This is a genomic window from Streptomyces sp. NPDC056883 (assembly GCF_042788835.1).
GTDB classification, from domain to species: Bacteria; Actinomycetota; Actinomycetes; order Streptomycetales; family Streptomycetaceae; genus Streptomyces; species Streptomyces stoeckheimensis.
In genome coordinates, this window is the sequence record NZ_JBHUBS010000007.1 from 371520 (window position 1) to 394021 (window position 22502).

Below are 22502 nucleotides of genomic sequence, written 5' to 3' on the forward strand. Positions count from 1 at the left end.
GCCGCTCGGTCACCCGAGCCGGCCCCCGTGCCTGTCCGGCGCTCCCGCCTCCATCCCGCCACCGGCGGGGCGCCGGACAGAACAGAAACGTTTCTCTCGCTTTCCCCCGTGGTCCTGCTCTTTTTGTACGACATCCCCGCCGGTCAGGCGGCAAGGAGATGGTTCATGTGTCCGCTGCGCCCGTACTGGCGTTGCGAGGGGTCTCGAAGCGGTTCGGTGCCGTTCAGGCCCTCACCGACGTAGAACTCGAGATCCACTCCGGCGAGGTGGTCGCCCTCGTCGGCGACAACGGCGCCGGTAAGTCCACGCTGGTCAAGACGATCGCCGGCGTGCACCCCATCGATGACGGAGTCATCGAGTGGGAGGGCCGTCCGGTCTCGATCACCAAGCCCCACGACGCTCAGAACCTGGGCATCGCGACGGTCTACCAGGACCTCGCGCTGTGCGACAACATCGACGTCGTCGGCAACCTCTTCCTGGGACGCGAGCTCAAGCGCCGCGGCATCCTCGACGAGGTGGAGATGGAGCGGCGCGCACGCGAGCTCCTGACCACCCTGTCCATCCGGATCCCCAGTGTCCGCATTCCCATCGCCTCGCTCTCCGGCGGTCAGCGCCAGACCGTGGCGATCGCCCGCTCCATGCTGGGCGAGCCCCAGCTCGTGATCCTCGACGAGCCCACCGCCGCCCTCGGCGTCGAGCAGACCGCACAGGTGCTCGACCTGGTCGAGCGGCTGCGCGAGCGCGGTCACGCCGTCATCCTCATCAGCCACAACATGGCCGACGTGAAGGCCGTGGCCGACAAGGTGGCCGTCCTGCGGCTGGGCCGCAACAACGGCGTCTTCTCCGTGAAGGACACGTCGCAGGAAGAGATCATCTCCGCCATCACCGGGGCCACGGACAACGCCGTGACCCGCCGGGCGGCCCGCACCGGGGAGGCCCGCAAGTGAGCACCCAGCACATAGACCCCGTCAATCCGGCGGCCGCCCACGACGCCATCCCGGCCGTGGACCCCCGCCTGCTCGTCCGCGAGCAGGGCCTCGCCGGGTACGTGAACGAGTTCGGCCGCAAGCTGAAGGCCGGCGACCTGGGCTCCGTGCCCGTCGTCCTCGGCCTGATCATCATCTGGAGCATCTTCCAGGGGCTGAACTCGAACTTCCTCGGCGCCGAGAACCTCACCAACATCGCGATCACGATGACGGCCACCGGCATGATGGCGGTCGGCATCATCTTCGTCCTGCTGCTCGGCGAGATCGACCTCTCGGTCGGCTCGGTCAGCGGCGTCTCGGGCGCGATCGTGGCCGTCCTCTCGGTCACCAACGGCGTCAACGAATGGCTGTCCATCCTCGCGGCGATCGCCGGAGGTGCCCTGATCGGCTCCCTCCACGGCTTCTTCTTCGCCAAGATCGGCGCCCCGGCCTTCGCCGTCACCCTTTCGGGCCTGCTCTTCTGGTCCGGCGCCATGCTGCAGATCCTGGGCAGCAACGGCACGATCAACCTCGACTCCGAGGGTGTGGTCGGGCAGCTGACCACGTACTTCTTCTCGGACGTGGCCGTCGGCTACGGGCTCGCCGCCCTCGCGGTGGTGGGGTACTTCCTCGCCACGTTCTCCGACAACAGGCGCCGCGCCGCCGCAGGGGTCCCCTCCCGCCCGCTCGGCGAGATCCTGCTGCGCACCGGGCTCCTCGCCGTGTTCACCTTCGGTCCGGCCTTCGTCTTCAACCAGTACAAGGGCCTGCCGCTGGCGATCGTGCTCTTCCTGCTGGCCCTGGTCGGCACGGACTTCGTCCTGCGGCGCACCACCTTCGGCCGCCAGGTCTTCGCCCTCGGCGGCAGCGTCGAGGCCTCCCGGCGCGCCGGCATCAACGTCAACCGGGTCCGGATCACGGTCTTCGCGATCGCCGGCACCTTCGCGGCGATCGGCGGCCTCTTCTGGGCCTCCAAGATCGCAGCGGCCAACCAGAGCGCCGGCGCCGGCGACCTGCTGATGAACGTGATCGCGGCGGCCGTCATCGGCGGCACCAGCCTCTTCGGCGGCCGCGGCCGGACCTGGAACGCCCTCCTCGGCGTCATGGTCATCACCTCCATCCAGTACGGTCTGGCCCTGGAGGGAATCGCGACGCCGATCCAGTACATGATCACCGGCGCGGTCCTCCTCGCCACCGTGGTGATCGACTCGGTCACCCGCAAGACGCAGAAGACGGCCGGGCGCGCCTGACCGGCGTGAGCGGAGCGTGACACGGCGGTAAGAACCGTCACAGTGCCCGGTGCCACTTCCTGTGGTGCCGGGCACCTGTGCGTAGGCGTGTACGTGTGAATGTACGGGTATTCCCCCTTTTGGGGGGTGTGACTCCGTACTGATGTGTACAGGTATGACAAAGGTGTGACCTGACTGGGACCGCGCTTTAACGACGCCCAACCGGCGAAGATTAGACTCGGCAGACCAGCAAGCGACTGCAAGGAGGCACGGGTGCTGCTGACCCGCATCAAGGGACCGCGCGATCTGGACCGGCTCAGCCAGGAGGAGCTGGATCAGCTCGCCGCAGAGATCAGGACCTTCCTCGTCGACGCCGTCTCCAAGACCGGCGGGCACCTCGGCCCCAACCTCGGTGTCGTCGAGCTGACGATCGCTCTGCACAGGGTCTTCGACTCGCCCAAGGACAAGGTCCTCTTCGACACCGGCCACCAGGCCTACGTGCACAAGCTGCTCACCGGCCGCCAGAACTTCGCGGGCCTGCGCACGAAGGGCGGCCTGTCGGGCTACCCCTCCCGCGCCGAGTCCGAGCACGACGTGATCGAGAACTCGCACGCGTCCACCGTGCTGGGCTGGGCCGACGGCTTCGCGAAGGCCAACGAGGTGCTCGGCAAGGAGGACCACCACGTCGCGGCGGTCATCGGCGACGGAGCCCTCACCGGCGGCATGGCCTGGGAGGCGCTGAACAACATCGCGGCCGCCAAGGACCGCCCCCTGGTGATCGTCGTCAACGACAACGAGCGCTCGTACGGCCCCACCATCGGCGGCCTCGCGAACCACCTGGCCACCCTGCGCACCACGGACGGCTACGAGCGCTTCCTGGCCCGCGGCAAGGACCTCCTGGAGCGCACCCCGGTCGTCGGGAAGCCCCTCTACGAGACCCTGCACGGCGCCAAGAAGGGCCTCAAGGACTTCATCGCCCCGCAGGGCATGTTCGAGGACCTGGGCCTGAAGTACATCGGCCCCATCGACGGCCACGACATCGAGGCCCTGGAATCGGCCCTCCAGCGCGCCAAGCGCTTCAGCGGCCCGGTCATCGTGCACTGCCTCACCCAGAAGGGCCGCGGCTACGAGCCGGCCGTCCAGGACGAGGCGGACCGCTTCCACGCGGTCGGCGTGATCCACCCGGACACCGGCCTGCCCGTCTCCACCGACGCCGCCAGCTGGACCTCCGTCTTCGCCGACGAGATGGTCAAGCTCGGCCGGGAGCGCAAGGACATCGTCGCCATCACCGCGGCCATGCTCCAGCCCGTCGGCCTGAAGAAGTTCGCCGACGCCTACCCGGACCGGATCTTCGACGTCGGCATCGCCGAGCAGCACGGCGCCACCTCGGCGGCGGGCCTGGCCTCCGGCGGCGCCCACCCGGTCTTCGCGGTCTACGCGACCTTCCTCAACCGCGCCTTCGACCAGGTCCTGATGGACGTGGCCCTGCACAAGTGCGGGGTCACCTTCGTCCTGGACCGCGCCGGTGTCACCGGAACCGACGGCGCCTCCCACAACGGCATGTGGGACATGTCCATCCTCCAGGTGGTCCCGGGCCTGCGCCTGGCCGCCCCGCGCGACGCCGAGCAGCTGCGCGCCCAGCTGAACGAGGCCGTCCTGGTGAAGGACGCGCCGACGGTCGTGCGCTTCTCCAAGGGCGTCGTCGGCCCGGCGGTCCCGGCCGTCGGCAGGATCGGCGGCATGGACGTGCTGCGCCGTCCGGCCGACGAGGTCACCCGGCCGGACGTACTGCTCGTCTCGGTCGGCGCACTCGCCCCGATGTGCCTGGAGATCGCCGACCTGCTCGACAAGCAGGGCATCTCCACGACCGTGGTCGACCCCCGCTGGGTCAAGCCGGTGGACGAGGCCCTGGCCCCGCTCGCCGACCGCCACCGCGTGGTGGTCACCGTCGAGGACAACAGCCGCGCCGGTGGCGTGGGCTCCGCCGTCGCGCAGGCACTGCGGGACGCGGGCGTCGACGTACCGCTGCGTGACTTCGGGATTCCGCAGCGCTTCCTGGACCACGCCACGCGCAAGGAGGTCATGGCCGAGATCGGTCTGACCGCCCCGGACATCGCGCGGCAGGTCACCGGCCTGGTGGCCAAGCTGGACGGGCGCTACGACAGCGAGCCGGCCGCCGCCGTCGACTGATCATCTGCGGTTGCACGTCACGGGCCGGGAGGGTCACCCTTGGAGGGTGGGCCTTCCGGCCCGTTTCGTTTCGATGCGGTCTCTCCTGCGGAGGTGCGTCGGTGAGTAGGAACCTGAACGGTCCCTTCCGTACCAAGTCGGTCGAGCAGTCGATCCTCGACACGGAAGAGCCGGAACACCAGCTCAAGAAGTCGCTCTCCTCCTGGGACCTCACCGTCTTCGGCGTCGGCGTCATCATCGGCACCGGCATCTTCGTCCTCACGGGCAAGGTCGCCAAGGAGACCGCCGGACCCTCCACGGCCCTCGCGTTCGTCGCCGCCGGCATCGTGTGCGCGCTGGCCGCCCTGTGCTACGCCGAGTTCGCCTCGACCGTCCCGGTGGCCGGATCCGCGTACACCTTCTCGTACGCCTCGATCGGCGAGCTGCCCGCCTGGATCATCGGCTGGGACCTCGTGCTGGAGTTCGCGCTCGGCACCGCGGTCGTCGCCGTCGGCTGGTCGGGGTACGTCCGCTCGCTCATGGACAACGCGGGCGTCCACCTGCCCGCCTCCCTCCAGGGGCCGGACGTTCCGGGCGGCCACTTCGACCTGCTCGCCTTCCTGCTGGTCCTGGTGCTGACCGTGATCCTGGTCGTCGGGGTGAAGCTGTCCGCGCGGATCACCGCGGTGGTCGTCGCGATCAAGGTCACGGTGGTGCTCATCGTGATCATCGCGGGCCTGTTCTTCATCACGAAGTCCAACTACACGCCGTTCATCCCGCCGGCCGAACCGCAGAAGGGCGGCTCCGGACTGGATGCCCCGCTCGTCCAGCTGCTCTTCGGCTACGACCCCACCAACTTCGGCGTCATGGGCATCTTCACCGCCGCCTCCGTGGTCTTCTTCGCCTTCATCGGCTTCGACGTGGTGGCCACCGCCGCCGAGGAGACCAAGCTCCCGCAGCGGGACATGCCGCGCGGCATCCTCGGCTCGCTGATCATCTGCACCGTGCTCTACGTGGCGGTGTCGATCGTGGTGACCGGCATGCAGAACTACAAGGAGCTCTCCGTCAGCGCCCCGCTGGCCGACGCCTTCAAATCCGCCGGCCATCCGGTCTTCGGAGGCATCATCAGCTTCGGCGCCGCCGTGGGCCTGACCACCGTGTGCATGATCCTGCTCCTCGGCCAGACCCGTGTGTTCTTCGCGATGAGCCGCGACGGCCTGCTGCCGCGCTTCTTCTCGCGGACCCACCCGAAGTTCCGTACGCCGTACCGGCCGACGATCCTGCTCGGCGTCATCATCGCCATCGTCGCCGGGTTCACCAGCATCAACGAGCTGGCGACCCTGGTGAACATCGGCACCCTCTTCGCCTTCGTCGTCGTCGCGCTCGGCGTGATGGTCCTGCGCCGCACCCGGCCCGACCTGCACCGGTCCTTCCGCACCCCGTGGGTGCCGTTCGTGCCCATCGTGTCGATCGCCGCATCGGTCTGGCTGATGCTGAACCTGCCGGCCGAGACCTGGCTGCGCTTCGGGATCTGGATGGTGCTCGGCTTCGTCGTCTACTTCCTCTACGGGAAGCAGCACAGCCGGCTGGGCCGGGGCGAGGGAATGACGGCCAACCCTGCTCGGGAAGGCCGCTGAGCCTCCTGCGTACGGTGAGGGCATGGAGATCACCGTAGGACTGGAACCCTGGGCGGAAGACGACTTCTGGCTGCTGCTGCGCAAGAACGAGCCGGCCATGACGGAGCACCTGGGCGGCCCGGAGACCGAGGCCAAGCTCAGGGACCGCCACCGGCGTTACCTGGCGCTGAGCGCCCGGGAGCCGGGGGCCGGGCGGATGTTCCGGGTCGTGGCCGACGGGGAGACCGTGGGCAGCATCGGCTTCTGGGAACGGGTCTGGCAGGACGAGGAGGTCTATGAAACCGGCTGGGGCATCCTCCCCGAGTTCCAGGGCCGGGGGCTCGCGGCCCGCGCGGCCCGGGCGCTCGTCGCCCACGCGGGCGTCCACGGCACCCGCCGCCACCTGCACGCCTTCCCGTCCGTCGAGCACGCGGCGTCCAACGCGGTGTGCCGCGCGGCCGGGTTCGCACTCCTCGGAGAGGTGCGGTTCGAGTACCCGCCGGGGCAGTGGCACGCGAGCAGTGACTGGCGCGCGGTGCTGCGCGGCGACGGCTCGTAACGCCGACGAGCCCCGGCCCCCATCGGGGGCCGGGGCTACGAAGCGGGGGCGGTCAGCCGCCGGTGGCGGGGGACTTCTTCGCCGAGGCGGGGATCGGCTCGTCCTTGCGCAGGGCGTCCCACAGCTGGCCGGTCTGCGGCTCCACGGCGACCACGCGGTTCTTGTCGATCTTGTCGTAGGCGACCGGAAGCATGATCGTCTCCATGGTCTCCGGATCCACGCCCTTCATGCTCTGGGCGAAGTCCGACAGGCCCTTGAGGGAGTCGAGTTCGGCGTCCGTGGTCAGCGCCTTGGTGCCGGCGTCGGCGAGCTTGTAGAGCCGGGCCGGGTTGCTGAGCGCGTCCTGCTTCTTGATCTCGGACAGCATCGCGATCATGAACTTCTGCTGGAGGTCGATGCGCCCGAGGTCGCTGCCGTCCCCGTAACCGTGGCGGGTGCGAACGAACTTGAGCGAGTCCGTGCCGTTGAGGCGGTGCGTGCCCGCGTCGAGGTTGAGGCCGCCCTTGATGGGCTTGTCGATGGTCACGTCCACGCCGCCGAGGGCGTCCACCAGCTCCTTGAAGCCGGCGAACTCCACCTTCACGAGGTGGTCGACGCGGATGCCGGACATCTGCTCGACGGTCTTGACGACACAGGCCGGACCACCGGTGCCGATGACGCTGTTGATCATGACGCGGTTCGCGCCGGCGATCGTCTTGCCCTTCTCGTCCTTGCACTCGGGCCGGGTCACGAGGGTGTCGCGGGGGATGCTGATCGCGGTGGCCTTCTTACGGCCCTCGGGTATGTGCACCAGCATGTTGGTGTCCGAGCGGGAGCCGCTGACATCGCCGTGGTCGAGCTCGCCGTTGGCGCCGGCGCGCGAGTCGGAGCCGAGCACCAGGATGTTCTGCCCGCTGTCCGGGACCTTCGCCGGCCGGTTGTCGACACCGATCGCCTGGTCCAGGTCGACACTGTCGATGTTCCCGTTGAGGTGGTTGTATGCCCACCAGCCGGTGCCGGCGGCGCCGAGCAGCAACAGAACCAGTACGAGCAGGACGATCCTCAGGACGCGTCGTCTGCGCGGACGCACCCCGCGCCCCGTGGTTCGCCGACGACTGCGTACGGTGGTGTCTTGGGTCATACTGCTCGAATCCTCGGGGCCCTGGGTCGGAGGGCAGCGGGCAAGGGTGGCCGGATGCCGCTGCACTATAAGCAGATTTCCGAGTCGAATGGGAGTGCGCTTATCGTCCTCCTGGTCGGCCGTGATGCGGAAAACACAGGAGTCCCCACAGCGCGGGGGAGGGGGAGCGGAAGCCATGGCCCGAAATGCCGGACGTCGTGCACGACGCGGTGACGCCTCGCGCGAGCAGCTTCAGCAGGGTTCCCCTTCGCAGGCCGGCGGGGCATCCGCGGTGGCCATCGTCGTCGCCGGCCCCGCCGACGCCGTGCCCCTGATCAACTCGGAACCGGCCGGTTCGGTGATCGACCTGGTCTGGCTCGACGGCGGCGCACCCGCCGAGCAGCGTGCGATGGAAGCGGCCGTGGCCCAGGCGAAGCGGCGCGGGTGCAGGTTCCCCGGGGAACCGTTCCTCCTGTACGCGGCGGACGGCAACCTCACGGGCCAGATCCTCGACGTCCTCCACGAGATCGAACCCGTACGCGTACGCACCCTCGACCCGGACCCCGCGCACAGCGACTTCGACCGCGAGCGCAAGCTCCCGATCGTCAGCGAGCCGGCCGCACGCGGACAGGTGGCGCGCAGCACGCTCAGGGCCGCACGTCGCTATCAGCTCGCCGTCGGCACCCCGGTGTTCGTGGACTGCCGCCGGGCCGGCGCGGACCCGGCGCTGCCGGCCGCGGCCTGCTCCCGCTATCCCCGGCCGACCCAGTGGCTGCTCACGGGCAAGGACGGGCGGCTGTCCGCCTACCTGCCGACGGCCGCCGGCGTGGTCCGCTGGACCGAGGGACGCACCGAGGCCGAGGGCTGGAGCGGACCGGAACTGCTCCAGGGCCCGGAGCTGCTGCCGGCGCTGACCGTGCTGCGGGGCCCCGAGGGCTACGCGTACCTGATCGGCCTGAGCCGGACCAAGCGCAAGGACAGCGGCTCCGACGTCGAGGTGGTGTACGCCGCCCAGTACCAGACGGGCCGGCCCCTCGGCCCCTGGACCACGGTCGGCAATCCCAACGCCGCGAGCTGGCAGATGGCCCGGGAAACCGGTTTCCCCGTGGCCACCTTCGACGCGAACGGCGTCCTGCACGTGTTCGTGCGCAACTTCGGCCACAGCATCAGCGTGCGGCGGCAGACCCCGAAGGGCCGTATGGCCGGCTGGGAAGCGCTGGGCGGGCTGCGGGTGGCCGACGAGCTGGTGGCCTTCCCGGCCGCGCAGGGCGGGGTGCACGTGGTGGCGAGGGCGCGCGACACCGCGTCCGCGGGGCACTTCTTCCAGCAGGACGTGAAGGCGGCCTGGGTGGAGAACCGGCGGATTCCCGTGAGCCCGTACCCGGGCAGCCTCTCGGTGGCCGCGGAGGGCGGCGTCGTGCGCTTCCGCTACGCGGGGAGCAACGAGGTCTGCGTCTGGTGGCCGGGCGCGCAGGTGCCGATAGGGCTCGGCGGGCCGGAGGGGATCGGGCCGGTCGCCGGGGTGGCGGGAGCCGACATCCAGGGCTGGGGCTGCACGGTGCTCGTGCGCGAGGGCACCGGGGGAGTGACGGCGATCGGTGCCTACCCGGACGGGCGGCCGGACACCGGGGTGTGGTGGGAGGAATCCGGGGAGCCCTCGGTGGTTCCGCCGGCCGCGGCGTTCGACAGCCGGGGCCGTGTGGTGATCGCCACAGTGGGAATGGACGGAAGGCTCCGCGTGGCGCGCCAGCAACTGGGATCTCAGGGCTTGGAGTTCACTCCGTGGACTGTCCACTAAGGATCGTTTAAGTCCTGGATATACAGGTTTAAGCACAGCAATGGCCGCCTTGCGTGCTGGATGGTGCCACGCGTGACTTGTTATGGTCATTGAGCGCCCATTTACCTGGACCATAGGTGAACGTTCGGCGTCACGGGGGCGGTGCTCGCTTTCGTGTCTCGTGGGGTGGGCGCAGGCGCTCTGTTGACCAGGTTCGCGCCGTTGACGACTGAGGGGTTATGTCCAAGCTGTCACTGAAGGCCGTCCAGAAGCTCACGTGCAAGAAACGGGACGCCTGGTGGACGGTCCTTCTGGTCGATCCGATCGCGACCCGCCTCGTCTGCGTGTTCGCGCGCTGGAACTTCGTGACGCCCAACCGTGTGACGTGGGCCGCGCTCTACGTCGGCCTGGGCTCGGCCTGGTTCTTCCTCCAGGGTGACTGGCTCTCCCTCTGCATCGGCGCGGGGCTGTACCACATCAGCTTCATCCTCGACTGCATCGACGGAAAGCTCGCCCGCCTCAAGGGCAACGGCACCATCTTCGGCGGCTGGCTCGACTACGTCTTCGACCGCATCCGCGTGCTCTTCTGCGCGCTGGCCCTCATGGGCGGGCAGTTCCTGCAGCACGACGAAGAGGTCTACCTCCTCGCCGCCCTCGTCGTGATCTTCCTCGACATGCTCCGCTACGTCGACGCCCTCCAGATCTACAAGATGCGCATGTCCATGCGTAACAAGATCGAGGCCGTCACCCTCGCCCGTCAGGCCGAGGAGGGCATCGAGGAGGAGGAGCGGAAGGTCGTCTTCATCGAGGACCTCCTGCGGGAGAACCCCCTCGGTCAGGCCGACGAACTCAAGCGGGAGACCGCTCAGGTCGAGCAGGCCGAGGTCATCGACCTCCACCAGCAGTTCCGCGAGAGCTTCCCCTGGTACGCACGGTTCCGCCACGCCCTGGTGCAGAGCCGCATCCGGCCGCACCTCATCAGCGGCATCGAGTTCCAGATGTTCATCTTCATCGTCGGACCCGTCATCGGCCACATCCTGTGGACCACGGCCGTGTCCGCCGTGCTGATGGGCGGCTTCGAGCTCGTGATCATGTTCAAGTTCTGGCTCTCCACCCGCGACTTCACGCGCACCATGGAACGCCTCGACCCGGGCAACATCCCCTCCAGGGCCGGCTCCATCGCCCCGCACCTGCACGCAGGACGCCACCGGCGCCGCGGCGAGGAGGACCTGGGCGCGATCGATCCCGCCCAGATGTTCCCCGCACCCGAGCCCTACGAGGACCCCGGATTCGAGCCGTTCCCGCGGGCCTACACGGATCAGTTCACGGGCAGCGTGACCGACACGATGCAGCTGGCCCAGATCCCCTCGCAGAACTCGCAGCGACCTGACTACGCCGAACGAGAGCGCCACCCCAGATGAGTTTCCCGGTCGACATCTCTCCGTACGGCGTCACGATCGTCATTCCGGCCTACAACGCGAGCGCCACCCTTGCCCGCGCACTCCAGTCGGCCGTGGCCCAGACGCACCGGGGCATCGAGGTGCTCGTCGTCGACGACTGCTCCACCGACGGCACCAAGGGCGTCGCCCGTCAGTTCGCCCGCCAGGACGCCCGGGTGCGCATCATCGAGCGGCCGCAGAACAGCGGCGGCTGCGGCGCCCCCCGCAACAACGGCATCGAAGCGGCCTCCGGCCAGTTCGTGATGTTCCTCGACGCGGACGACGAGCTGCCGCTCAAGGCCGTCGAGACCCTGCTCTCCTCCGCCGTCGTCACCGGGTCGGAGGTCACGGCCGGCCGCGTCGTGCGCATCAACCAGGCCACCGACGAGGTCACCGTCTGGCAGCCGCAGCTGTACCCCGCCGACCAGACGGTCGGCGGCCTGTCGGCCATGCCGGAGCTCTTCGAGGACCCGATCGCCGCCGGCAAGCTGTACCGGCGGGACTACCTCAACAACTTCGGCATCCGCTTCCCCGAGGGCGTCTTCTTCGAGGACACGTACTTCTCCACGGTCGCGAACTTCCACGCGCGCTCGTTCACCATCCTCGCCACCCCCGTCTACCGGTGGATGTGGGAGCGGGAGTCCGACCAGCCCTCGATCACCAACCGCCGCCACGAACTGCGCAGCATCGGCGACCGCATCCGGGTGCACCAGTACACCGACAGCTTCCTGCACAGCGTCGGCCGGCCCGACCTGCTGGCCCGCAAGGCCGCCAAGTTCCTCTCGCACGACCTGCGCCTGTACACCCCCGAGCTCCGCAGCGGCGACCGCAACTACCGCAACGGCTTCCTCGCGGCCGTGGCCCCGTACCTGCGCACCCTGGAGCCCACCACCTACGAGCTGTGCGGGCCCATGGAGCGGGTGCGCGCCTTCGGCCTGATGCACGGCCGCGTCGACATCGCCGTGTCGGCCGCCGACTACATGCGCCGCCGCAGCGTCATCAGCTCCGACGTCGTGGAGCGCGACGGGCGGGTGTTCTGGTCCGGATCGCTGCTGCGCCACCCCGACGCCGAGCGCTTCCTCGAGGTCACCGAGCTCGATCTGACCGGCCAGAGCCTCGCCGAATCCCGGCTCTACAACCAGGCGACCTCCGTCGAGCTGGTCGACGGCGAACTGCACATAGCGGGCGCGATACGCAACCAGTTCGGCCGGGTCCGCCCCGACGACAAGGTCGAGCTCATCGCGGTGCTGCGGCGCCGCAGCTCCAAGACCGACTACCACTTCCCCGTCTCCAGCGTGGAGATCGACGCGGAGTGGATCCGCTACCACGCCACCGTCGACCTCACCTCCACCCTGGACAAGGCCGACCGCGCGGGGCACTGGAACTTCTTCGTCCAGCTCCGGCACGACGGTGAACGGGCCTCCACCGCCCTCAACGTCAGCGGACTCGACGCCACCAGCCTGCGCTACGCCTCCGCCAAGGGCGTCCACGAGGTCTACGAGACCATCAGCGGGAACCTGGGCCTGCGCCCCGAGACCGAGGAACTGCAGGCGAAGGCCTCCGACCGGGGAACCCCCTGGCTGTGGTGGCAGGACGCCCAGCCGACCGGCCCCGTCCAGCCCCCCGAGCAGTACGTCGCGGCGCTCGTGGTCCTGTGCCACAACGACGAGTACCACCTGCGCGAGTTCCTCTCCTCCCTCGTGGCCCAGGGCAGCTTCGGCGGCACCCAGGTGGTGTTCGTCGACGACGGCTCGAACGACACCACCGCCCAGCAGCTGGCGGCCTTCGCCGCCTACTACCCGAACGCGATGGTCGTCACCCAGCACAGCCTCGGCGCGCGCATCGCCTTCGAGAACGGCCTGCAGTACGTCGCCGCCCCCTACGTGATGTTCGCGCGGGCCCGGGACATCCTCGGCGAGGACTCCGTGGGCCGGCTGCTCACGGCGGCCCGCAAGGCCAAGGGAGCCGACGCCGTCGTCGGCGTGGCGGACAACTTCCCGGGCCCGTGGCTCGGCAAGGACGAGCCGTGGGAGCGCTACTTCACCACCAAGGGCGCCATCCGCAAGCTCGCCGACGCCCCGTACCTCGTCTTCTCGACCCGGCTCGGCGGCAAGCTCTTCAAGACCTCCTTCGTGCGCGAGCACGGCTTCCGGTGCGGGCCGGGCCACGGCCTCGAGGACGACTGGTTCACCGTCCCGGCCCTGCTGTTCACGAAGACGGTGACCGTCGCACCCGGCGCCCGCTTCTTCGAGCGCGAGGAACAGAAGCAGAACTCGCTCTTCGACCGGCCCTGGAACGACCCCGCCAAGGCGGTGGACCGGGTCCGGCTGGCCGAGTACGTCCTGACGTCGGTCCAGGGCGCCCCGCCCCGGGTCGTCCGCCTGGCCCACCGCTTCGTCGTCCGCTCGCTCCAGCCCTACGTGCGCAACATGCACCGCATCATGAGCAAGACGGAGCTCGCCGGGGTCCTTCCCCTGCTCGCGTCGGTCTACGGCAAGATCCCCGACGAGATCATCCTGCAGTACGCCACGCACCCGCAGTCCAAGGTCCAGCACCACGCGATCGTGACGGGCAACCTCGAACTCTTCGCCGACCCGCTGGGCGCGCCGGAGTTCCTGCCCCGGCTCTTCCTCGACGACGAAGGCATCTACCGGCGCCTCGCGAGCGACCCGGTGGAGACGAAGCTGCTGCGCGTCCCGCGGTCCAACGCCGTCATGGAGACCTTCGTCTGGAAGGGCGACGAGATCCAGCTCGAGGGCCTCCTCGTGATCTCCGGCGTCGACATCGACACCCAGTACACCAACCGCATCCAGCTGGTGTTCTCCGACGGACGGCGCGAGGTGGCGCTCCCCGTCGAGCAGGTCTACCGCCGCGACCGCTGGCGCACCCGCAAGAACCAGGACTGGTTCGCCGGCTGGCGCGCCACGGCGCGCCCGTCCGCGCTCAACGCCCTGGCCAACGCCGAGCTGACCATGGTGATCCGGGTCCTCGACGAGGACCGCCACCACGACATCAAGCTCGCGGCCCGCATGAACATGCACCGCTTCAAGGGCGTGCACACCTCGGGCAAGCAGCGCTTCGTCCTGTCCATCGACGAGGAGGAGCAGGTCACCGCACGCTGGGTGAAGGGCTTCTCGGCCCGGCGCAAGGACAAGATGCACCGCTTCCGCGAGGAGCTGCGCAACTCCCTCCCGGGCCGTCCCGGCTGGCGCACCCGCTTCATGTACTGGCTGACGTACCCCTACCTGCACGGCAGGGGCATCTGGATCATCGGTGAACGCGAGGACACCGCCCAGGACAACAGCTACCACCTCTTCAAGTGGATCCGGCTGAACCAGCCCAAGCGCAAGATCTACTACTCGATCAACCGGGACGCGCACGACTGGGACAAGGTCGCCCAGTACGGGCAGGTCATCGACAGGCTCTCGTGGAAGCACCGCGCGTACCTGCTGCACGCCGAGCGCCTGATCAACTCCTACGACCTGGAGGCCTACCTCGGCTTCCCGGGCCTCAACAAGCGCTCCTTCCTGCGCGGCTACGGCGACCTGCTGCGCTACAAGCGCGTGTTCCTCGGGCACGGCGTCGGCTACAACGACGTCGTCGCCTCGATCCACGGCCAGACCACCAACGTCGACATGGTCCTCAGCACGGGCCGCAGCGAGCGGTCCTACACCGCCGAGCACTGCGGCTACGGCTACGGGCGCGTCGCCGCCACGGGCATGCCCCGGTTCGACGCGCTGGAGCCGGTGCCGGGCCTCCGGCGGGTCCTGGTCATGCCCACGTGGCGCCGCGACATCGTGGCGCCCTCGTACAACAAGGCGGCCAAGCCCGAGATCCCGTTCGCGGCGTCCGAGTACTACCGCTTCTTCTCGTCCCTGCTGCGCAACGAGCGGCTGCTCGCCGCGCTCCAGTACCACGGGGTCGAGCTGGAGTTCATGCCGCACTACGAGATCCGGCCCTACCTCCAGCACTTCAAGATCGAACACCCGTCGATCATCGTGTCCTCGACGGGCCGCGACGTACAGCTGGCCATGCGCGAGTGCTCGATGATGGTCACCGACTACTCCTCGGTGTTCTTCGACGTGGCGTACATGGGCAAGCCGGTCGTCTACACGAACTTCGACGACGAGTCCTTCTACAGCAAGCACTACAAGCGCGGGTACTTCGACATCGACAGGGACGGCTTCGGCCCGGCCTGCCGGACCGTCGACCACGCGGTGCAGGAGATCATCGGCGTCCTCGAGCGGAACTTCCAGCTGGAACCGCAGTACAAGCAGCGCGTGGACGACTTCTTCATCCTGCGCGACACCTCGAACTGTGAGCGCGCCTTCAAGGTCATCGACACGATGGACTCCAACTTCGTGGGTGACGAGCGGGCCCGGCTGCACTTCGGGGAACGCGGATTCGGGGAGTTCTGAGAGACGTGAAGGTCGCACGATGACGTCGATATACCTGGCGGGCGGATCCACCGTCTGCAGCCGCCGGCGCAGCACGGCACCGATGGCCGGGTGGGGGCAGACGCTCCCCCTGTTCCTGCAGGGCGTCGAGGTGGTCAACTGCGCCCGCGACGGCGCGAGCACCAAGAGCTTCATGGAACACGGACACCTCGGCTGGATCCTGGAGAACATCAGGCCGGAAGACCTCCTGGTCGTCTCCTTCGGCCTCAGCGACACGGACGAGCGGCCCGGCCCGCACGCCGAGCCGTTCGGCGCGTTCCAGACCAATCTGCGGCGCTACGTGAACGAGGCGCGGGACCGCGGCGCCCACCCGGTGCTCGTCACCAGCCACGAACGCCGGGTCTTCGACCGCTTCGGCAACATGCGCCGGCCCCTGGTGATGCACCCGGCCGCGATGCGCGAGGTGGCGGTCGAGCTCACCGTGCCGCTGATCGACCTGAACGAGTGGAGCACCGGCTGGTGGCGCCAGCTCGGCCCGGAGGGCACGAAGAGCCTCTTCGTGCACCTCGCGCCGGGAGAGCACCCCAACTACCCGCGGGGGGCGGCCGACGATTCGCGCCTGCGCAGCCACGGGGCGCTGGAGTGCTCCCGGTTCATCGCGAGCCGGCTGCTGGTGCAGGGCATGCTGCCCGCGCAGTTCTTCCGGAACCTGGAGACGGGTTTCGACGCGGACCAGGTGGTGGAGTTCCTCGACGACGCCGTCTTCGATCAGATGACCAAGACACGTGTCGCGGGAGGCATGAAGTGAGCGGGAACTGGTTCCCCCTGGTCCGAGCCTGGGCCACTCAAGGGCCGTACACCGGGGTGCTCGACGTGCTCGCCACGGCGGACCCGGCGTACCCCCTGGTGCCGGGCACGCAGTTCCAGATCGCCATGACGGTGACCCCGTCGGGCGGAGCGTTCCGCACGTACGGCTACGTCCTCGGCGAGAGCCTCGAGGACGGAGTGGTCGTCGAGGACCTCCAGGGCGGCCTGCGCAAGCTGCCCAACGGCCGCTACGCGCTCTTCGCGTCGGGCGACGAGCCGGCCACCGCGACCTTCACGGTACGCGTCCTGGACGAGGGCTCGGACGGCGCGGTCGTGGTGCCGCGCGCGGTCGTCGGCGTCATGCCCTTCCAGGGCGACAAGCTCTCCGCCTCCTCGGGCATCGAGGACAAGGGCTACTACGTGCGCCGCCACAGCATCCCGGCGCGACGCCTGGACCTGCGCCCCGGCGAAGTGGTGTCGCTGCCGGCGGGCGCCGAGGGACTGCGGGTGACCGGAGTGACCCTCGCCCGGTACGGCATGCTCGGCTGCTCTCCGGACGGCACGGTCACCTACCAGGCCCCCCACTCGTTCCACGGCTACGACCGCTTCGTGTGCACCTACGAGGATCAGGGCGGGCACGTGGCCGAGGGCCACGTGGTCGTCCGCGTCGGCGACCTCGGTGCGTCTCCCGGCGCGCTCGGCGCCGTCCGTGGCTAGGCGCACGCGGCTCGCCGCCGCCGCGCTGGCCGTGTCCGTGGCCGTCGCCCTCGCGGGATGCACCGCGGACCCGCGGCCCCCGGACGACCCGGTCCCCTCGGGCACCCAGCCCGAGGACCTCAAGCTGCCCGAAGGGGTCACGTACAAGGAGTCCGTGCGCAAGCTCGACGGCGAGGAGAGCTCGCACGTGCGGGTCCTGACCATCCGTCCCGACGCCAAGGTCAGGGTGGCGGGCATGCACGGCCCCGCCGTGGCGCACGCCGAGACGGTGCGCAAGATGGCCGAGTCCTTCGGGGCGCTGGCCGCCGTCAACGCCTCCTTCTTCGACATCAGCACCGGCAAGAGCTACGCCGGCTACGACGGAGACCCCCTCGGCCTCTACACCGAGGGCGGCAAGGTCCTCAGCGAGGCGATCAAGGGCCGGCCCACCCTGCTCCTGGGCTACAACCGCGGCAAGCTCAGCGCCCGGGTCGACGAGGTCTCCACCGACGGGGTGGTGGTCTCGGACGACGGCGTGCCCCAGGAACTGGACGGCATCAACCGGGTGCCCGGCCGCGTCCTCGGCTGCGGGGGCGTCGGCGGTGACCTCCTGGCGGTCACCGAGGAGCCGATGCAGGAACCGTACGGCGGGCTCTGCACGGACACCGACGAGCTCGTGGCCTTCACCCCGGAGTGGGGAGAGCGCACGCCTCCCGGCCCGCCGGGCAGCATGGAGGTCCTGCTCGACGCCGACGGCCGGGTGACGAGCGTCCGCAAACCCGCCGGAGGGGCCGTTCCCAAGAACGGCAGCACCCTCTACGGGATCGGAACCGGAACCGACTGGCTGCGCACGAACGCCCAGCCCGGTGCCGCGCTCACCACCTCCTTCGTCATGAACGACGCGTCCGGAGCGGTGGTCCCCGGTCCCGTCGAGACGGCGGTGGGCGGCCGCTACCGGCTGCTGCGCGACGGAGTCCCCGACATCGGCGAGCCGACGTCGCCCACGAAGACGGCCCCGCGGACCGCCGTCGGCGTCACCAAGAACGGAAGCCTCCTCCTGGTGACCATCGACGGCCGGGCACCGGGGGTGGACGCGGGCGCCACGGTCATGCAGACGGCCAAGCTCATGGCCTCGCTCGGGGCGCGGGACGCCCTGATGTTCGACGGCGGCGGCTCGACCACGATGATCGTGCGCGACGAGCTGCGCAACACCCCGCGCGGGGCCGAGGGCGCGGAGCCCTCGGAGCGGCCCGTGGCCAACGGGATCGGCATCTTCGAGCAGTGAAGTTCGAGCACTGAAATTCGAGCAGTGAAAAGCGGGCAGTGAAAAGCGGGCCGTACGGGATCTCCTCCCGTACGGCCCGCTCTTCGTGCTGCCGGCTGCCGCTCGTTACGCGGGAACGCTCGCCACGCCCGGCGCCAGGAACTTCTTGCCGTTCACCCGCTCGGAGACGCCTTCGCGGTCCAGGTACGGGGTGACCCCGCCCAGGTGGAAGGGCCAGCCCGCGCCCGTGATGAGGCAGAGGTCGATGTCCTGGGCCTCGGCCACGACACCCTCCTCCAGCATCAGGCCGATCTCCTGCGCCACCGCGTCCAGGACGCGGTCGCGAACCTGCTCCTCGGTCAGGACGGTGTCGCCCTGGACCAGGAGCGCGGCGACCTCGGGGTCGAGCTCCGGCTTGAAGCCGTTCTCCGCGTTGTAGACGTAGAAGCCGCGCTTGCCGGCCTTGACCACGGCCGCCAGGTTCGGGGACACCGTGAAGCGCTCCGGGAAGGCGCGGTTCAGGGTCTCGGAGACGTGCAGACCGATCGCCGGGCCGACGAGCTCCAGGAGCACCAGCGGGGACATCGGCAGGCCGAGCGGCTCGATGGCCTTCTCGGCGGTGACCACCGGGGTGCCCTCGTCGATGACGTTCTGGATCTCGCCCATGAAGCGGGTCAGGATGCGGTTCACGACGAACGCCGGGGCGTCCTTGGTGAGGACCGCGGTCTTCTTCAGCTTCCGCGCGACACCGAAGGCCGTGGCCAGCGAGGCGTCGTCGGTCTGCTCGCCGCGGACGATCTCCAGCAGCGGGAGGATCGCGACCGGGTTGAAGAAGTGGAAGCCGACCACGCGCTCCGGGTGCTGGAGCTTGGAGGCCATCTCCGAGACCGACAGCGAGGAGGTGTTGGTGGCGAGGATCGCGTGCGCCGGGGCGACCGCCTCGACCTCCGCGAACACCTTCTGCTTGACGGACATCTCCTCGAACACGGCCTCGATGATGAAGTCCGCGTCCGCGAAGCCCTCGGCCTTGTCCAGGACACCGGTCACCAGGGCGGTCAGGCGGTTGGCCTTGTCCTGGTTGATGCGGCCCTTGCCGAGCAGCTTCTGGATCTCGGCGTGGACGTAGCCCACACCCTTGTCCACGCGCTCCTGGTCGATGTCGGTGAGGACCACCGGCACCTCCAGGCGGCGCAGGAACAGCAGCGCCAGCTGCGAGGCCATCAGGCCCGCGCCGACGACGCCGACCTTGGTGACCGGGCGGGCCAGGTTCTTGTCCGGGGCGCCGGCCGGGCGCTTGGCGCGCTTCTGGACCAGGTTGAAGGCGTAGATGCCGGAGCGCAGTTCGCCGCCCATGATGAGGTCCGCGAGCGCGGTGTCCTCGGCGTCGAAGCCCTTCTGCAGGTCGCCGTCCTTGGCAGCCTCGATGATCTCCAGCGCGCGGTAGGCGGCCGGGGCCGCGCCGTGCACCTTGGAGTCGGCGATGAAGCGGCCGCGGGCGACCGCCGCGTCCCAGGCCTCGCCGCGGTCGATCTCGTCGCGGACGACCTCGGTGGTGCCGTTCAGCACGTTCGCGGTCCACAGGAGCGACTGCTCCAGGAAGTCCGCGCCCTCGAACAGCGCGTCCGCGATGCCGAGTTCGAAGACCTGCTTGCCCTTGAGCTGACGGTTCTGGTTCAGCGAGTTCTCGATGATGACCGAGACCGCGCGGTCCGCGCCGATCAGGTTCGGGAGGAGGGCGCAGCCGCCCCAGCCCGGAACCAGGCCGAGGAAGACCTCGGGCAGCGAGAAGGCCGGGATGGCCTTGGACACGGTGCGGTAGGTGCAGTGCAGACCGACCTCGACACCGCCGCCCATCGCCGCGCCGTTGTAGTAGGCGAAGGTGGGGACCGCCAGCGCCGCGAGGCGCTTGAAGACGTCGTGGCCGCCCTTGCCGATGGCGAGCGCCTCGTCGTGCTTCTTCAGCAGCTCGACGCCCTTGAGGTCGGCGCCGACCGCGAAGATGAACGGCTTGCCGGTCAGGCCCGCACCGACGATGGAGCCCGCGAGGGCCTCCTGCTCGACCTGGTCGATCGCCGCGTTCAGGTTGGCGAGGGACTGCGGGCCGAAGGTGGTCGGCTTGGTGTGGTCCAGGCCGTTGTCCAGCGTGACGAGCGCGAAGCGCCCGGCGCCGAACGGCAGGTCCAGGTGGCGTACGAGCGCGCGCGTGACGACCTCGTCCGGGAACAGCTCGGCCGCGCCCTTCAGGAGCTCAGTGGTGGTGGTGCTCACTTGCTGTCTCCCTCGGCGGTGAAGTTCGGGTTCTCCCAGACGACCGTGGCGCCCATGCCGAAGCCGACGCACATGGTGGTCAGGCCGTAGCGGACCTCCGGCTGCTCCTCGAACTGGCGGGCCAGCTGGGTCATCAGGCGGACGCCGGAGGAGGCGAGCGGGTGACCGAAGGCGATGGCCCCGCCGTACTGGTTGACGCGGGCGTCGTCGTCGGCGATGCCGTAGTGCTCCAGGAACGCGAGGACCTGGACCGCGAACGCCTCGTTGACCTCGAAGAGGCCTATGTCGTCGATCGTCAGACCGGCCTGCGCGAGGGCCTTGTCGGTGGCCGGGATCGGGCCGTAGCCCATGACCTCCGGCTCGACACCCACGAAGGAGTACGAGACCAGGCGCATCTTGACCGGGAGGTTGTTCTCGCGGGCGAAGTCCTCGGACGCGATGATCGCGGCCGTGGCACCGTCGTTGAGACCGGCGGCGTTGCCCGCGGTGACCTTGCCGTGGGTACGGAAGGGGGTCTTGAGGTTCGCCAGGTTCTCCAGGGTGGTCCCCGGACGCATCGGCTCGTCGGCGGTGACCAGGCCCCAGCCCGTCTCACCGGCCGCCTCGTTGTTGTTGCGCACCGAGATCGGCACCAGGTCCGGCTGGATCTTGCCGTCGGCGTACGCCTTGGCGGCCTTCTCCTGCGAGCGCACGGCGTACTCGTCGACGCGGAGCTTGGTGATCGTCGGGTACCGGTCGTGCAGGTTCTCGGCGGTCATGCCCATGAACAGGGCGGACTCGTCGACCAGCTTCTCCGAGACGAAGCGCGGGTTCGGGTCCACGCCCTCGCCCATGGGGTGGCGGCCCATGTGCTCGACACCGCCGGCGAGGGCGACGTCGTACGCACCGAAGGCCACACCGCCCGCGACGGCGGTCACGGCGGTCATCGCGCCGGCGCACATGCGGTCGATGGAGTAGCCCGGGACGGACTGCGGGAGGCCCGCGAGAATGCCGGCCGTGCGGCCCAGCGTCAGGCCCTGGTCGCCGATCTGCGTGGTCGCGGCGATGGCGACCTCGTCGATCTTGGCGGGGTCCAGGTCCGGGTTGCGGCGCAGCAGCTCCCGGATGGCCTTGACGACGAGGTCGTCGGCGCGGGTCTCGTTGTAGATGCCCTTCGGGCCCGCCTTGCCGAACGGGGTGCGGACGCCGTCGACGAAGACGACGTCCCTGACGGTACGAGGCACGTTGGCTCTCCTCCAGGTGCGGGTGTGCACTGCTGCGCGGGGGCGAGCTCATTGCTGAGCGCCCGCTCACCTCTCCATGCTACTTGCCGGTAACTGGCATGGACAGCCCCCCTGGAAGGAGCGGCGAAGGTCACACTCCGCCGCCCCGGCGCGCACGCGCTGCGAAGGTGCGGCCGGACCGGCCCGACGGCGCCCGCAGGCGCCCCCTCGGGGCGCGTACGGGGCCTGCGGGGCCTGCGGGGCCTGCGGGGCCTGCGGGGTCGGGGGAGCCCGCGGCCGCGATGGCGGCGGCCATGGGGGCCGAGGCGCGGACGGTGTCCGCCACGAAGGTGCGGCGGCGGACGCCCAGGGTGCGCAGGGCCGGGCCGTGGTCGACGGCGACCACCACGGCCGCGGCGGCGAGCGTGGCCCGCCAGGCCGTGACCGCCGCCCGGCGGGCGGGGGCGGGCAGGGGCGCCAGCGCCTCGTGCAGGCGCAGGCAGTGGAAGGGGACGTGGCGCTCCTCGTCGGCGAGGATCAGCCGGGCGACCTCGGAGGCCAGCGGGTCGCGGGCTCCGTCCCGGACGGCCCGGTAGTACCGCAGGGCCACCACCTCCGCCACCATCAGCACGAGCAGTTCCACCCGCAGGCCCAGCAGTCGCCGCAGCCGGACGAACACCGTGTCGCTCCAGTGCCCGGCCAGGGTTCCCGCGCCTCCGGCCTCCAGCAGCAGTGCCAGCATCCGGGCGTGGTTCTGCTCCTCCGCCACGAAGAGCCGTACGGCCCGCGCGTACACCGGGTCACCCGCGCGGTCGGCCTTGCCGATCAGCGCGGAGCCGTCCCCGTCCTCCCCGACCTGGAACCGCTGCAGGCTCCGGACCAGCTCCGGAGGGAGTGCGGCGGCCCGGCCCCAGTCCGGATCGCCGCGCTCGGCCCGGCGCTCCCGTTCGGTTTCGAAATCGGCCAGCCACGTGTCGTATCCCCACCCATGTTTGATCACGTTCAAAAACTAGTG

At 69.7% G+C, this 22502-nt stretch carries 15 protein-coding genes; 11 read left to right on the forward strand and 4 right to left on the reverse strand.

Annotation, left to right across the window (positions count from 1 at the left end; genetic code table 11):
- The first annotated feature begins 158 nt into the window (after positions 1 to 158).
- The 5 genes from ACFRU2_RS20320 to ACFRU2_RS20340 all read left to right on the forward strand — a co-directional run bounded on the left by ACFRU2_RS20320 (position 159) and on the right by ACFRU2_RS20340 (position 6538).
- Positions 159 to 947 (forward strand): ATP-binding cassette domain-containing protein, encoded by a 789-nt coding sequence (locus tag ACFRU2_RS20320; protein ID WP_112447331.1) that lies wholly within the window; start codon positions 159 to 161, stop codon positions 945 to 947.
- Positions 944 to 2215, forward strand: a complete 1272-nt coding sequence (locus ACFRU2_RS20325; protein ID WP_382973898.1) for a sugar ABC transporter permease — start codon at positions 944 to 946, stop codon at positions 2213 to 2215. The genes ACFRU2_RS20320 and ACFRU2_RS20325 overlap by 4 nt, the downstream gene beginning before the upstream one ends.
- Positions 2216 to 2467: 252 nt before the next feature.
- A complete protein-coding gene (dxs, locus tag ACFRU2_RS20330; RefSeq protein WP_382973901.1) occupies positions 2468 to 4384 on the forward strand; it encodes a 1-deoxy-D-xylulose-5-phosphate synthase in 1917 nt (638 codons plus the stop codon).
- A 101-nt stretch (positions 4385 to 4485) separates the two neighbouring features.
- A complete protein-coding gene (locus tag ACFRU2_RS20335) occupies positions 4486 to 6000 on the forward strand; it encodes an amino acid permease (protein WP_382973904.1) in 1515 nt (504 codons plus the stop codon).
- Positions 6001 to 6022: 22 nt separating this feature from the next.
- On the forward strand, positions 6023 to 6538 hold the full coding sequence (locus ACFRU2_RS20340) for a GNAT family N-acetyltransferase (RefSeq protein ID WP_382973906.1): 516 nt from the start codon (positions 6023 to 6025) through the stop codon (positions 6536 to 6538).
- A gap of 52 nt (positions 6539 to 6590) precedes the next feature.
- Here ACFRU2_RS20340 and ACFRU2_RS20345 read toward each other — a convergent pair whose 3' ends face one another.
- Positions 6591 to 7658, reverse strand: coding sequence for an LCP family protein (locus tag ACFRU2_RS20345; protein WP_382973909.1), 1068 nt, complete (start codon positions 7656 to 7658; stop codon positions 6591 to 6593).
- 175 nt (positions 7659 to 7833) lie between these two features.
- Here ACFRU2_RS20345 and ACFRU2_RS20350 point away from each other — a divergent pair, with 175 nt between their 5' ends.
- The 6 genes from ACFRU2_RS20350 (at position 7834) to ACFRU2_RS20375 (ending at position 18038) form a co-directional block, all read left to right on the forward strand.
- On the forward strand, positions 7834 to 9435 hold the full coding sequence (locus tag ACFRU2_RS20350) for a hypothetical protein (protein ID WP_382973912.1): 1602 nt from the start codon (positions 7834 to 7836) through the stop codon (positions 9433 to 9435).
- A gap of 218 nt (positions 9436 to 9653) precedes the next feature.
- Positions 9654 to 10835, forward strand: coding sequence for a CDP-alcohol phosphatidyltransferase family protein (locus tag ACFRU2_RS20355; RefSeq protein WP_382973915.1), 1182 nt, complete (start codon positions 9654 to 9656; stop codon positions 10833 to 10835).
- A complete protein-coding gene (locus ACFRU2_RS20360; RefSeq protein ID WP_382973918.1) occupies positions 10832 to 15271 on the forward strand; it encodes a glycosyltransferase in 4440 nt (1479 codons plus the stop codon). Before ACFRU2_RS20355 ends, ACFRU2_RS20360 begins: the two co-directional genes overlap by 4 nt.
- Before the next feature lie 19 nt (positions 15272 to 15290).
- Positions 15291 to 16058, forward strand: a complete 768-nt coding sequence (locus tag ACFRU2_RS20365; RefSeq protein ID WP_382973921.1) for a rhamnogalacturonan acetylesterase — start codon at positions 15291 to 15293, stop codon at positions 16056 to 16058.
- Complete coding sequence (locus ACFRU2_RS20370) at positions 16055 to 16774, forward strand: hypothetical protein (protein ID WP_382973923.1); 720 nt, start codon at positions 16055 to 16057, stop codon at positions 16772 to 16774. Before ACFRU2_RS20365 ends, ACFRU2_RS20370 begins: the two co-directional genes overlap by 4 nt.
- Entirely contained in the window at positions 16767 to 18038 is a 1272-nt protein-coding gene (locus ACFRU2_RS20375; protein WP_382973926.1) for a phosphodiester glycosidase family protein, read from the forward strand. Before ACFRU2_RS20370 ends, ACFRU2_RS20375 begins: the two co-directional genes overlap by 8 nt.
- A 105-nt stretch (positions 18039 to 18143) precedes the next feature.
- Here ACFRU2_RS20375 and ACFRU2_RS20380 read toward each other — a convergent pair whose 3' ends face one another.
- The 3 genes from ACFRU2_RS20380 to ACFRU2_RS20390 all read right to left on the reverse strand — a co-directional run bounded on the left by ACFRU2_RS20380 (position 18144) and on the right by ACFRU2_RS20390 (position 22493).
- A complete protein-coding gene (locus ACFRU2_RS20380) occupies positions 18144 to 20285 on the reverse strand; it encodes a 3-hydroxyacyl-CoA dehydrogenase NAD-binding domain-containing protein (RefSeq protein WP_382973928.1) in 2142 nt (713 codons plus the stop codon).
- Positions 20282 to 21508 carry an acetyl-CoA C-acyltransferase gene (locus tag ACFRU2_RS20385; RefSeq protein WP_250742043.1) on the reverse strand — a complete coding sequence of 409 codons (1227 nt, stop codon included), beginning with the start codon at positions 21506 to 21508 and terminating at the stop codon, positions 20282 to 20284. The genes ACFRU2_RS20380 and ACFRU2_RS20385 overlap by 4 nt, the downstream gene beginning before the upstream one ends.
- 130 nt (positions 21509 to 21638) lie before the next feature.
- Positions 21639 to 22493: a ferritin-like domain-containing protein gene (locus tag ACFRU2_RS20390; RefSeq protein ID WP_382973931.1), complete on the reverse strand. Its 855-nt coding sequence runs from the start codon at positions 22491 to 22493 to the stop codon at positions 21639 to 21641.
- Positions 22494 to 22502 lie beyond the last annotated feature (9 nt).

What these genes read in the sequence shown, in the direction of transcription:
- ACFRU2_RS20320 (WP_112447331.1), top strand. Translation starts at nt 159, where the DNA reads ATGGTTCATGTGTCCGCTGCGCCCGTACTGGCGTTGCGAGGGGTCTCG.
- ACFRU2_RS20340 (WP_382973906.1), top strand. Translation starts at nt 6,023, where the DNA reads ATGGAGATCACCGTAGGACTGGAACCCTGGGCGGAAGACGACTTCTGG.
- ACFRU2_RS20345 (WP_382973909.1), bottom strand. Translation starts at nt 7,658, where the DNA reads ATGACCCAAGACACCACCGTACGCAGTCGTCGGCGAACCACGGGGCGC.
- ACFRU2_RS20350 (WP_382973912.1), top strand. Translation starts at nt 7,834, where the DNA reads ATGGCCCGAAATGCCGGACGTCGTGCACGACGCGGTGACGCCTCGCGC.
- ACFRU2_RS20355 (WP_382973915.1), top strand. Translation starts at nt 9,654, where the DNA reads ATGTCCAAGCTGTCACTGAAGGCCGTCCAGAAGCTCACGTGCAAGAAA.
- ACFRU2_RS20360 (WP_382973918.1), top strand. Translation starts at nt 10,832, where the DNA reads ATGAGTTTCCCGGTCGACATCTCTCCGTACGGCGTCACGATCGTCATT.
- ACFRU2_RS20365 (WP_382973921.1), top strand. Translation starts at nt 15,291, where the DNA reads ATGACGTCGATATACCTGGCGGGCGGATCCACCGTCTGCAGCCGCCGG.